Here is an 11,254-nt window from a genome sequence, read left to right as displayed (position 1 = left end):
ATCGGTACCGAAACCGCGCGATCGGTGTCGTCAGCCCCCGACGACCCCGCCTACCTTCTCGCCGTCCCGAACCGACGCAGTGAAGGAGCCACCCCCATGACGGCGGTGAACGACGCCCGCACCCCGGACCTCTCGTGGCTGGACGACGTGACGATGTCCGACCTCGAGCGGAACCCGTACGCGACCTACGAGCGTCTGCGTGCCGAGGCACCACTCGCCTACGTCCCGGTACTGGGCTCCTACGTGGCGTCCACCGAGGAGGTCTGCCGCGAGGTGGCCACGAGCGCCGCCTTCGAGGCCGTCATCACCCCGGCGGGCGGGCGCACCTTCGGCCACCCGGCGATCATCGGGGTCAACGGGGACGTCCACGCCGACCTGCGCGGGATGGTCGAGCCCGCGTTGCAACCGGTCGAGGTCGACCGCTACGTCGAGGACCTCGTCCGTCCCATCGCCCGCCGCTACCTGGAGAGCTTCGAGAACGACGGCCGCGCCGAGCTGGTCGCGCAGTACTGCGAACCGGTCAGTGTGCGGTCCCTCGGTGACCTCCTCGGGCTCCACGACGTGGAGTCCGACGTCCTGCGCGACTGGTTCGCGAAGCTCAACCGCTCGTTCACCAACGCGGCCATGACCGAGAGCGGCGAGTTCGCCAACCCCGAGGGCTTCGTCGAGGGTGACCGGGCGAAGGCCGAGATCCAGGCCGTGGTCGACCCGCTGATCGACCACTGGATCACCCACCCCGACGACAGCGCGATCTCCCACTGGCTGCACGACGGCATGCCCCCCGGGCGCACCCGCGACCGCGAGTACATCTATCCGACCGTCTACGTGTACCTGCTCGGCGCGATGCAGGAGCCCGGACACGGGATCGCGTCCACCCTCGTCGGGCTGTTCGGCGAGCCCGAGCAGATGGAGCGGGTCGTCGACGACCCCGCGTTGATCCCGCGAGCGGTCTCGGAGGGGATGCGCTGGACGTCGCCGATCTGGTCGGCCACCGCACGCATCTCGACCCGGCCCGTGACGGTCGCGGGCGTGGACCTCCCGGCCGGCACCCCGGTCATCCTCTCCTACGGTTCCGCCAACCACGACGACGACCGGTACGCGGCGCCGACCCGGTTCGACATCGACCGGCCCCCGCTCCCGCACCTGGCCTTCGGGGCGGGCAACCACGCCTGCGCCGGGATCTACTACGCCAACCACGTCATGCGCATCGCGCTCGAGGAACTGCTCGAGGCCATCCCGAACCTGGAACGCGACACGTCCTCCGACGTCGAGTTCTGGGGATGGGGATTCCGTGGTCCGACCACCCTGCACACCGTGTGGGAGGTGTGAGCGCATGGCGTTCACCGCGACCGTCTCCGGCCGGAGGGTGGCGTGCGGGCCGGACCAGTCGGTCCTCGACGCGTTCCTCCGCGCCGGGGCGTGGATGCCGAACTCGTGCAACCAGGGCACCTGCGGCACCTGCAAGGTGCGCGTGCTGAGCGGCGAGGTCGACCACCGGGACTCGCCGCTCGGCACGTTGACCGAGGACGAGCGGGCCGCCGGTCTGGCGCTCGCCTGCCAGGCCCGGCTCCGCTCCGACGCGGAGGTCGCACCGTCGGGGCCGGGCGGCGGGAGCGCGGGGCGTCGGACCCACCCCCTGCGTGATCTGGACGCCGTCGTCGTCGACATCGAGGACATGGCGCGGGACACCCGCCGGGTGCGGCTGGATCTGACCGAACCGCTCGCCTTCCACGCGGGACAGTACGTGGAGCTCACGGTCCCGGGCTCGGGTGCTCGTCGGCAGTACTCGCTGGCGAACGTCGCCGACGACGACCAGGTCCTCGAGCTGCACGTACGCCTCGTCCCCGGGGGGACGGCCACCGAACGCTGGATCTTCGACGGGCTCGCCGTCGGCGACCGGGTCCGGGCCGCGGGGCCCCTGGGCGACTTCTTCCTCGACCCGGAGGACGACGACGGCGGCGAGCCGATGGTGCTGATCGGGGGCGGCACGGGGCTGGCCCCCCTGCTGGGCGTCGTCAGGACCGCACTGGCCCGTCGACCGGGCCGTGAGATCCTGCTCTACCACGGGGTCCGCGGTGCGGCCGATCTCTACGACCTGGACCTCCTGACCCGTCTGTCCGAGACTCACCCGAACGTCAACGTCGTTCCCGTGCTCTCCCACGAGAGCCCGCCCGACGGCACGTTCTACCGCACCGGACTCCCGACCGACCTGTTCCTGGACGACGTCGGATCGGCCCGGGGCTGGTCGGGCTGGCTCTGCGGGCCACCGGGGATGGTCGAGGCCGGGGTCAGGGCGTTCAAGCGTCGCCGCATGGCCCCCCGCCTGATCCACCGGGAGACGTTCACTCCCGCCCACGCCGCCTGAGGGCCACCCCGTCAGGACAGCACGCGCAGCTGGAACGGGTAGTCGTAGGGCCGGTCGTTCGACGCCCGCACCGCGCCCTTGATATGGCACCACGCGGAGACCACGAACAGCACGAGCATCAGCGGCAGCGCCACCACGATCCCGACCACGGTGAAGATCAGGATCCAGCAGAGGATGAACAGCACCCAGAACGACAGGTTGAAGTTGAACGCCCCGGCGGCGGCCCGCCGCGCGAACGGGTCGTCCTTCTTCACCAGCCAGACCAGCAGCGGGCCGACCAGGCTCAGCAGCCCGGCGCTGAGGATCGCGGCGATCGGCGCCGAGAGGTGCGCGAGGATCGCCGCGATCCGGCTGGAGTCGGAGGTGTACGGCTGCGACATCGAGGTCCTTTCGGGTCCGGTCGGCTCAGCGCCTCTGGGCCGACCACCCTGCCAGGCATCAGGCCGGCAGGCGGGAGCCGAGCGGCACGCCGGGCCCCGACCACCCGGACGGGTGCGCGGGCGCCCCGGTCACGAGCACCGCGAGCCGTCCGAGCATCCGCCACGTCATGACCGCGCTGACCACGCCGGTCAGCCGGGCCGCCGCCCGCTCCACGAGACCCCCGGTCTCGTAGCGTTCACGCAGGTGCAGCCGGGTGCCCGGCGTGCCGTCGGGCAGCGCGACCGGCGCGAGGTGGAACAGCCAGGTCATCGCGGTGTCTGTGCGGCCGGGTGCGTCACCGCCCCGGGAGGTCACCACCAGGTGGGCGCCGGGCTCGACGGCGGCCACCCGCAGCGCGACGTCGGGGTGCAGCCGGAACCGGTCCCCCGGCTCGACGTGCTGCCACTCCGGGTGCACGCGGTCGGCGCCGGTGATCCGGCACCCGGCGAGGTTCTCCAGGGCCTGGAACGAGTAGAACCCGGCCCGGTCCTGGCCGAGCTGCGCGATCCACGGCCACACCTCGGCGGGCGGCGCGGCGAGGGTACGGGCGCGGTCGTACTGCAGATCGGCACGGGGCAGCAGGGTGTCGCCGGGCCGCGGCACGCGCGCCTCGGCCGGGGACGCCCCGGTCCGGCGGGCCATCCGTGCGGCGAGCACCGTCATCATCGCCGCGACCGCCAGCACCACCGGGACCGTCCGTCGGGTCGTCATCGTCGGCCACCTCCTCGCCGTCGATCCTCGTGGGGCGGCGCCGGTCCGCTCAGGGCCGAAGGACCGTGGGCCCGCGCGGTGTGACGGCGGGAACACCCCGCCCCGCGCCGGCGTTCCGGTCGTCGAAGCGTCCGTGGGGGTGCGTCCGATGCCGTCGACTGCGAGACCGTCGTTCACCGTCGGCCTCGTCGTGCCCTCGGCCGGCTCCGACGGCATCTACGGGCCGTCGTGCATCCTGTGCGCCCGGTTGGCCGTCGAGGAACTGAACGCGGTGGGCGGGGTCCTCGACCGCCCCGTCCACCTGCGGATCCTCGACGGGTCCGGGGCGCCGGAGCAGGTGGCGACGGCGGTCGCGCAGGCGGCGCGGACCGGGGCGATCGACGCCGTCGTCGGCTGGCACATCTCCCCGGTGCGGGTGCGGCTCGCGTCGGCGCTGCGCGGACTGGTGCCGTACGTGTTCACCGCGCTCTACGAGGGCGGTGAGACCACGCCGGGTGTCGTCCCGATCGGTGAGACACCGGACATCCAGCTCACCCCGGCGCTGCGGTGGATGGCCCAGGAGATCGGCGTCCGGCGCTGGGCGGTGATCGGCAACGACTACCGCTGGCCGCACCGGTCGATCGCGCGGACCCGGGCCGCGCTCGACGGGTCCGGCGGGCCGACGCTCGACCACACCCGTTTCGTGCCGCTCGGCACCTCGGACCACCGGGCGGTGCTGGACGACCTGGCCGACCTCGACGTCGACGGGGTCCTGACGCTGCTCGTCGGCTCCGACGCCGTCGCGTTCCACCGCGAGTTCGCCCGGCGCGGGCTGGAGAGCCGGTACGCCCGGTTCTCCCCGTTGATGGACGAGAGCATGCTGGCCTGCGCCGGGGCCGGGGCGTCGCAGGACGTGTTCACCGCCGCCGGCTACTTCGAGGCCCTCCCGACCGCGGAGAGCCTGGCCTTCGGCGCCCGCTACGCCCGCCGGTTCGGCCCCGGCGCACCGCTGCCGTGCGCGCCCGGCGAGTCCTGCTATGAGGGCGTCGGGGTCCTCGCCGCTCTGGCGAACCGGGTCGGCACCACCGACGCGGTCCGACTGTCCGAGGCCGCCGGACGGTGCCACTACGTCGGCCCGCGCGGACCCGTGACCGTACGCGACGGCCGCGCCGAGCAGCGCATCTACATGGCCGTCGCCGACGGGTCGGGTTTCGACATCCTCGCGTCCCTCTGAGACCTCCGGGCGAGGACGAGCGCGGTCACGACCGCGGCGAGGACCAGGATCCCGGACAGCGGCAGCCCGATCAGCAGCATCAGGCCGCCACCGATGTTCGCGCCGATCGACGCCGCCGTCATGACGCGTCCGGCCCACCCGACCAGCAGACCCGCCACCACGCACAGCACGACCGGTGACGCCGCGGCCCACCGGCGGACGACGGCGGCGACGCAGCAGACCAGCCCCACCCCGGCGAGCACCCCGACGGGCCACGGCAGCGCGGGCGGGTCGTACGCCCGGATCCCGTCGGCGAGGTCGGCTGCGGGGCCGACGTCGCCGATCAGGAACCAGGCGACGACGGCCGCGCAGGTCCCGGCGAGCAGCCCCACCGGGATGGCACGCAGTGCGCCGGACACGGGAGCCCCCTCTCCTCGGTTCCCCGCCACCCTGGCCCGCGCGGACCCGGCGGACCTCCGTAGGACCACGGAGTTCAGTCGGCCGGCCGCCACGGACGCGGCGGCAGCGTCGGCAGCCCGCTCGGCGCGCACTGCCCGCCCCGCTCCCCGGCCAGCCGGAACACCAGCCAGCCCGACAGCGCGGCCAGCACCGACCCGGCCAGGATCCCGATCTTGGCTTCGGCGACGAGCAGCTCGTCGGTGAGCGCGAGCTCGGTGACGAACAGGGCGACGGTGAACCCGATGCCCGACAGCGCGGCACCGCCCATCAGCTGACCCCAGCGCAGCGTGTCGGGCACCCGGCCCAGCCCGGTGCGCAGCGCGATCCAGGTCGCGGCGGCGACGCCGATCGGCTTGCCCACGACCAGGCCGAGCATGATGCCCCAGGTGAGCATCGACGTCGCCGCGGCCGACAGGGTCTCCGACGACAGCACCACACCGGCGTTGGCGAGCACGAACAGCGGCACGATGACGTAGCTGCTCCACGGCTGGATGGCCTGCTGGAGCCGTTCGTTCGGGGAGACGGCGGCGACCGCGACCGCGCGGGCGGTGCGGGCCCGCTCCGGGGTGGGGTCGAGCAGGAAGTTCTTCCCGATCCGGACGGCCTCGACCATCTCGGTGCGACGCGGCGCGTAGGCGTTGACCAGCAGCCCGAGCGCCACGCCGACGACGCTGGGGTGCACCCCCGACCGCAGCACCGCGACCCAGCACAGGATCCCGGCGACGGCGTAGAACGGCGTCCGCCAGAACCGCACCCAGCGCAGCGCGAGCAGCCCGGCGAGCAGCACCACGGCGACGAGCAGCGCGAGCAGGTCGACCTCGTCGGTGTAGAACAGCGCGATGGCCAGCACCGCGCCGATGTCGTCGACGATGGCCAGTGCCAGCAGGAACACCCGCAGCTGGTCGGGGCAGCGCGGCCCGAGCAGCGCGAGCACACCCAGCATCACCGCGGTGTCGGTGGAGATCGCGATCCCCCAGGCACCCGCCGTCTCGCCACCGGCGTTGAGCGCGAGGAAGAACAGCGCGGGCACGACGAGTCCACCGAGCGCGGCCGCGGCCGGTGCGGCCAGGGCGCGGACCCCGCGCAGCTCGCCCAGCGTCGTCTCGCGGGCGATCTCGAGCCCGACGGAGAGGAAGAACAGCACCATGAGGCCGTCGTTGACCCAGTGCCGCAGGTCCAGGTCGAGCGCGGACTCCCCGAACGACACGGCCAGCGGGGTGTGCCAGAACGTCTCGTACCCGCCGCCGAGGTTGGCCCACAGCAGCGCGACGACGGCCGCCCCGACCAGCAGGACCGCCGATCCGGACTCGGTCCCGAGGAAGCGCCTCGCGGCATCGGAGAGATCGCCGCGCTCGGCTAGGGTCACCACCGCCATGTGCTGATCCTGCCCTGCGCGGGTCACGACGAGGAGGCCGCCATCAGTCTGGACCCACCCGTCGGACCGTACGACCACGTCCTGGGCCCGCCCGAGGCCGAGCTGACGCTGGTGGAGTACGGCGACTTCGAGTGCCCCTACTGCCGCGACGCCGCACCGGTGCTGGAGGAGGTCCGTGACCGCTTCGAGGGGCGGCTGCGGTTCGCGTTCCGGCACTTCCCGCTGCACGAGGTGCACCCGCACGCCATCGCAGCCGCCCTCGCCGCGGAGATGGCCGGGTTCGACGGCCGGTTCTGGGAGATGCACGACACCCTGTTCGCCCCCGGTCCGCCGCGGCTGCGCCAGGACGACCTGCGGGAGCACGCCGTCGCCGCGGGGGTGCGGCCGGACCGGGTCGTCTGGCCGGCGACGCGGCTGGCGGAGGACCGTGTGGAGGCCGGGTTCAACGCGGCGGTGCGCTCGGGCGTGCGCGGCACGCCGACCCTGTTCGTCAACGGCGAGCAGTACCGCGGCGACGTCACGGTCGCCGCGCTCACCGCCGCGCTGGACCCCGCGCTCCGGTCGTAGCCGCTCAGGCCGTCGCGGCGGGCCCGACCAGCATCACCGGGCAGTTCGCGCGCTGGACCAGCGCGAGCCCGGTCGAGCCGAGCAGCAGCCCGGTGAACCCGCCCCGCCCCCGGGTGGCGACGACGACCAGCCGCGCCGCCCCGCTGCGCTGGGCCAGCACCCGTCCCGGCTCGGCGCGCTCGATCACCCGCTCGACGGCGACGTCGGGATAGCGCTCCGACCAGCCGGCGAGCCGCTCGGCCAGCGCCCGCTCCTCGGCCTCGCGCAGCCGGTCGAACGCACCGGTCGCACGCAGGGCCGGGGACCGGCCGTCGTGCCAGGCGTGCAGGACGACCAGCCCGGTGCCGTGCTCGGCGGCCGCGGCGAAGGCGTGCTCCAGCGCGACGTCGGACAGCGGGCCACCGTCGATCCCGACCAGGACCGGCCCGTCGGACGACGTGCCGCGGACGACGACGACCGGACAGCCCGCGTGCGAGGCCACGGCGAGGGTCACCGACCCCAGCGCGGTGCCCATCGCCCCGCGCCCGGCGGACCCGAGTACCAGCAGCTCCGCCGTGGCGGACCGCTCGACCAGTGCCGTCGACGGCGCCCGCCGGTCCTCCGCGAGGTCGACCGCGACCTCGGGTGCGGCCTGCGCGGCGGCGTGCCGGGCCGCGTCGAGGGTCGCACGGGACTCCTCGCGGATCGACTCCTCGACGTCGTCGAGCAGGGGTGCGACGGCGGCGTCCGCGTACAGCCCGGCCACGTCGAAGGCCTGCACGAGCAGCAGGTCGGCGTGCCGGGCGGCGGCCTCGCGGGCCGCCCACGCGACGGCGTCCAGGGCCGCGTCCGATCCGTCCACGCCGACGACGACGGTGCTCATCACTGTGCTCCGTTCCCGGCCGGCCCGGTGTCGGCCGTTCGCCCTCCACTGTGCTCCGTCGCGGGCAGGGTCGCACGGCCCCGTCGTGTGAGGTCGGAGACGGCCCGCACGGGCCGGGACGGGCACCCGGGGCCCCGGGCCGCCTCGCTACGGTGATCGCTGCTGCATTCCGGAGACAGGGAGGTCCCGTGCACGCACCGAGCGTTCTCGTGGTCGGCGCCGGGTTCGGCGGCATCGCCGCCGCGATCGAGCTGCGGGCCCACGGCATCCGCGACGTCACGATCGTCGACGCCGCCGACGGCATCGGCGGTACCTGGCTGCACAACACCTACCCGGGCGCCGCCTGCGACGTGCCGAGCCATCTGTACTCGTACTCGTTCGCGCAGCGCACCGACTGGTCGCGGCTCTGCTCACCGCAGCCCGAGATCCTCGCCTACCTGCGGGGCGTCGTCGCCGAGTTCGGGGTCGACGAGCTGGTGCAGACCGGTGTGCGGATCGTCGACGCCAGGCGCGACGAGGCCGACGGACCGTGGACGGTCACCGCCGACGACGGCCGCACCTGGACCCCCGACGTGCTGATCGTCGCGACCGGGCAGCTGAACCGGCCGGTGTCCCCCGACCTGCCCGGCGTCGACTCGTTCGCCGGGACGATGTTCCACTCCGCGCGCTGGGACCACGACCACGACCTGCGCGGCCGTCGCGTCGCCGTGATCGGTACCGGAGCCAGCGCCGTGCAGTTCGTGCCGGCGATCGCCCCCGAGGTGGGGCACATGACGGTGTTCCAGCGGTCCGGGAACTGGTTCCTGCCGCGACGGAACCGGAGGTTCCCGGCGTGGTGGCGGGCCGCGATCGCGCGGGTGCCCGGCCTGCAGGCCGCGCGACGCCGGTTCATCACCGAGTACTGCGAGGCACTGACGCTGATGATCCGCCACCCCGCCACCTGGGGCCGGCTGGGGCGGCTCTACGCGACGCTGTTCATGCGGGCCCAGCTGCGCGACCCCGAGGTCCGCCGCAAGGTCTGGCCGGACTACACCTTCGGCTGCAAGCGCATCCTGTTCAGCTCGCACTGGCTGCCCGCGCTGCAGCGGCCCAACGTCGAGGTCGAGACGTCGCGCATCGCGGCCGTCGAGCCCACCGGGGTGCGCACCGAGGACGGCACGCTGCACGAGGTCGACACGATCATCTGGGGCACCGGGTTCGCGGCGACCGACTTCATGTTCCCGATGGAGATCAGCGGCCCGGGGGGACGGTCGCTGCGCACCGAGTGGTCCGACGGCGCGCACGCCTACCTCGGCATGACCGTCCCCGGGTTCCCGTCGCTGTTCGTGCTCTACGGCCCGAACACCAACACCTCCGGCGGCTCGATCGTCCGGTACCTGGAGCACCAGGTCCGCTACGTCCGCGAGGCCCTGCAGGAGGCCGCCCGCCGCGGCGCGTCCGGCGTGGAGGTCCGACCCGAGGTCGAGCAGGCCTACGACGAGGAGGTCCAGGCCCGCTTCCCCGGCACCGCGTGGACCCGCTGCGACTCCTGGTACCGCGACGACACCGGGCGCATCGTCACCAACTGGCCCGGCTACATGCGCGAGTACGACGAGCGCACCCGGCGCGTCGAGCCGTCGGACTACGTCTTCCACTGAGTCCCGGCCGGCGCCGGGCAGGATGGAACCGCCCCCTGCGTCCCGTGGCGGCGGGAGGCAGGGGGCGGAGGCCGTCGTCGGGAATCAGTCGCAGGACGTCGGGTTGTCGCGGTTCTGCGCCGCCCCGCCGCCGAGGATCCCGAGGACGTTGCCGAGAGCCGCGTTGACGCCCGGGCAGACATTGGCGTTGTTGAGGACGTTGACGTCGTCGAGGTTCACCAGGCCGAACTGGTCGCCCCGGGTGTTGCCGACGTCCTGGACGAAGGAGTCACCGTCGTCGTCCTTCGGCGCGGGCGCAGCCGACGCCAGCGGGCTGAAGGCGACCATGGTGGCGATGACGGCGACGCCGGTGACCGCAAGCTTCCTGCGCATGTCTTTCTCCCCGATCGTGTCCGGTGGGACGGACGTGTCTCACGATTCCCGTGAGCACCACCGGGACGCCTGTGCGTCACGGCAAGCGGACAGTAGGCAGCCGCTCACCGGCGGGGATACGGCGGCGACACCAACGAGTGATCCGATCACCACGGGTACCAAAAGTGTGGTGTGAAACGGACGGAACCGGTTCTCCCAGGACGCCGGACACCCTCCGTCCCCACGTCCGGGGCGGCCGATGCGAAGGGTGATCGACCGACCGGACCGTGGGCGGGGGCCGACCACCCGCGGGGGTGAATCCGTGACCGGCGTGTCGCGGGCCCCGGCGTGTCGCGGCGGGACCGTGGTGTCCGGGCTTGCACCTGACGCGACGTGAGACGACACCGTCCATCATGCCGCCACGACGTGGCGGCCCGACAGGAGGGGATTCCGGTGAAGGTGGGCGAGCCGGCCCGGGTGACCGGGCTGACCGTGCGGACACCGCACCGGGCCGGGGCCACCGGCTGAGCGGGTGGGGCGGGAGGGCAGGGGTCAGACCGACCCGACCCCCCGCACGACCGCCCCACCCACACCGGCCGCCTCCAGCAGCCCCGCCAGCACCGGGTTCACCGCACCGGCCTTCCACGCCAGCGCCAGCGGCACCTCCGGCGGGTCGGTCAGCGGCACCAGCACCACCCCCGGTGTGCGCAGCTCCGCCGTCGCGTCCAGCGCCAGCCCCACCCCGACACCGGCCCCGACCAGGGACAGCAGGGTGTGCGTCTCGGGAGCCTCCTGCTCGATGCGCGGCAGGAACCCGGCGTGCAGGCAGGCCGCGTCGACCGACGTGCGCATGACCGCCATCCGCCGGACCGGGTAGGTGACGAACGGGTCGTGGGCCAGCTCCGCCAGGTCGATCGTGTCCCGCCCGGCGAGCGGGTGCTCCTCGGGCAGCGCGGCGACGAGTCGGTGCCGGTCGATCTCGTGGACGACGAGGCCGTCGTCGTCGACCGGGGTGCGGATCAGCGCGGCGTCGACCCGGTCGGTGCGCAGGTCCTCGGCCAGCTCGCCGGAGAACCGGCCGGTGACCAGCACCAGCCGGGCCTGCGGCCGGTGCGCGCGGAAGCGGCGGGCGGTCCGGTACAGCCAGGCGTTGGAGCTGGGTCCGGCGAACCCGAGGCGGACCGAGCCGGTGCCGCCCGCGGCGGCCTCGCGCGCCGCCTCGACGGCCTCGTCCGCGGCGGCGAGGGCACGGCGGGCCCGGGGCAGGAACGCCGCCCCCGCCGGGGTGAGGGCGACGGCGCGGGTGTGGCGGTCG

12 protein-coding genes are annotated in these 11,254 nt (G+C 73.9%); 5 read left to right on the top strand and 7 right to left on the bottom strand.

The genetic code is table 11. The features are described 5' to 3' along the window. Positions 1-96 precede the first annotated feature (96 nt). Together GTW08_RS18840 and GTW08_RS18835 are read left to right on the top strand one after the other, a co-directional pair. Positions 97-1,329: a cytochrome P450 gene (locus GTW08_RS18840; RefSeq protein ID WP_073575586.1), complete on the top strand. Its 1,233-nt coding sequence runs from the start codon at positions 97-99 to the stop codon at positions 1,327-1,329. A gap of 4 nt (positions 1,330-1,333) precedes the next feature. Then, a complete protein-coding gene (locus GTW08_RS18835) occupies positions 1,334-2,365 on the top strand; it encodes a 2Fe-2S iron-sulfur cluster-binding protein (protein WP_073575585.1) in 1,032 nt (343 codons plus the stop codon). A gap of 11 nt (positions 2,366-2,376) precedes the next feature. Here the strand turns inward: GTW08_RS18835 and GTW08_RS18830 are convergent, their stop codons facing one another. Both GTW08_RS18830 and GTW08_RS18825 read right to left on the bottom strand, forming a co-directional pair. Next, the gene (locus GTW08_RS18830) at positions 2,377-2,745 is read right to left on the bottom strand and encodes a DUF4870 domain-containing protein (RefSeq protein ID WP_073575584.1); all 369 of its coding nucleotides are present in this window, start codon (positions 2,743-2,745) and stop codon (positions 2,377-2,379) included. A 58-nt stretch (positions 2,746-2,803) separates the two neighbouring features. Then, positions 2,804-3,496 (bottom strand): hypothetical protein, encoded by a 693-nt coding sequence (locus tag GTW08_RS18825; protein WP_174565870.1) that lies wholly within the window; start codon positions 3,494-3,496, stop codon positions 2,804-2,806. A 148-nt stretch (positions 3,497-3,644) separates the two neighbouring features. Here GTW08_RS18825 and GTW08_RS18820 point away from each other — a divergent pair, with 148 nt between their 5' ends. Further along, complete coding sequence (locus GTW08_RS18820) at positions 3,645-4,709, top strand: substrate-binding domain-containing protein (protein ID WP_073575600.1); 1,065 nt, start codon at positions 3,645-3,647, stop codon at positions 4,707-4,709. Here the strand turns inward: GTW08_RS18820 and GTW08_RS18815 are convergent. Together GTW08_RS18815 and nhaA are read right to left on the bottom strand one after the other, a co-directional pair. Further along, positions 4,658-5,107, bottom strand: a complete 450-nt coding sequence (locus GTW08_RS18815; protein ID WP_073575582.1) for a hypothetical protein — start codon at positions 5,105-5,107, stop codon at positions 4,658-4,660. The genes GTW08_RS18820 and GTW08_RS18815 overlap by 52 nt on opposite strands. A gap of 74 nt (positions 5,108-5,181) precedes the next feature. After that, entirely contained in the window at positions 5,182-6,522 is a 1,341-nt protein-coding gene (gene nhaA / locus GTW08_RS18810; RefSeq protein WP_073575581.1) for a Na+/H+ antiporter NhaA, read from the bottom strand. Here nhaA and GTW08_RS18805 point away from each other — a divergent pair, their 5' ends adjacent. Beyond that, on the top strand, positions 6,523-7,089 hold the full coding sequence (locus tag GTW08_RS18805) for a DsbA family protein (protein ID WP_253068450.1): 567 nt from the start codon (positions 6,523-6,525) through the stop codon (positions 7,087-7,089). A 4-nt stretch (positions 7,090-7,093) separates the two neighbouring features. Here GTW08_RS18805 and GTW08_RS18800 read toward each other — a convergent pair whose 3' ends face one another. Further along, positions 7,094-7,951 carry a universal stress protein gene (locus tag GTW08_RS18800; RefSeq protein WP_073575580.1) on the bottom strand — a complete coding sequence of 286 codons (858 nt, stop codon included), beginning with the start codon at positions 7,949-7,951 and terminating at the stop codon, positions 7,094-7,096. 188 nt (positions 7,952-8,139) lie between these two features. Here GTW08_RS18800 and GTW08_RS18795 point away from each other — a divergent pair, with 188 nt between their 5' ends. Further along, positions 8,140-9,588 carry a flavin-containing monooxygenase gene (locus GTW08_RS18795; RefSeq protein ID WP_073575579.1) on the top strand — a complete coding sequence of 483 codons (1,449 nt, stop codon included), beginning with the start codon at positions 8,140-8,142 and terminating at the stop codon, positions 9,586-9,588. Between the two features lie 84 nt (positions 9,589-9,672). Here the strand turns inward: GTW08_RS18795 and GTW08_RS31135 are convergent, their stop codons facing one another. Beyond that, positions 9,673-9,960, bottom strand: a complete 288-nt coding sequence (locus GTW08_RS31135; protein WP_073575578.1) for a hypothetical protein — start codon at positions 9,958-9,960, stop codon at positions 9,673-9,675. 531 nt (positions 9,961-10,491) lie between these two features. Further along, positions 10,492-11,254, bottom strand: a 763-nt coding sequence (locus tag GTW08_RS18790; RefSeq protein WP_161152298.1) for a LysR family substrate-binding domain-containing protein, incomplete at its 5' end; no start/stop codon positions are given.

Origin of the sequence: Pseudonocardia sp. SID8383, assembly GCF_009864975.1 — a bacterium.
In the GTDB taxonomy this organism is placed as follows: domain Bacteria; phylum Actinomycetota; class Actinomycetes; order Mycobacteriales; family Pseudonocardiaceae; genus Pseudonocardia; species Pseudonocardia alni.
The sequence above is the reverse complement of the archived record's forward strand: the minus strand, read 5'-3'. Positions and strand labels throughout refer to the sequence as shown.

What these genes read in the sequence shown, in the direction of transcription:
- GTW08_RS18840 (WP_073575586.1), top strand. Translation starts at nt 97, where the DNA reads ATGACGGCGGTGAACGACGCCCGCACCCCGGACCTCTCGTGGCTGGAC.
- GTW08_RS18835 (WP_073575585.1), top strand. Translation starts at nt 1,334, where the DNA reads ATGGCGTTCACCGCGACCGTCTCCGGCCGGAGGGTGGCGTGCGGGCCG.
- GTW08_RS18830 (WP_073575584.1), bottom strand. Translation starts at nt 2,745, where the DNA reads ATGTCGCAGCCGTACACCTCCGACTCCAGCCGGATCGCGGCGATCCTC.
- GTW08_RS18825 (WP_174565870.1), bottom strand. Translation starts at nt 3,496, where the DNA reads ATGACGACCCGACGGACGGTCCCGGTGGTGCTGGCGGTCGCGGCGATG.
- GTW08_RS18820 (WP_073575600.1), top strand. Translation starts at nt 3,645, where the DNA reads ATGCCGTCGACTGCGAGACCGTCGTTCACCGTCGGCCTCGTCGTGCCC.
- nhaA (WP_073575581.1), bottom strand. Translation starts at nt 6,522, where the DNA reads ATGGCGGTGGTGACCCTAGCCGAGCGCGGCGATCTCTCCGATGCCGCG.
- GTW08_RS18800 (WP_073575580.1), bottom strand. Translation starts at nt 7,951, where the DNA reads ATGAGCACCGTCGTCGTCGGCGTGGACGGATCGGACGCGGCCCTGGAC.
- GTW08_RS31135 (WP_073575578.1), bottom strand. Translation starts at nt 9,960, where the DNA reads ATGCGCAGGAAGCTTGCGGTCACCGGCGTCGCCGTCATCGCCACCATG.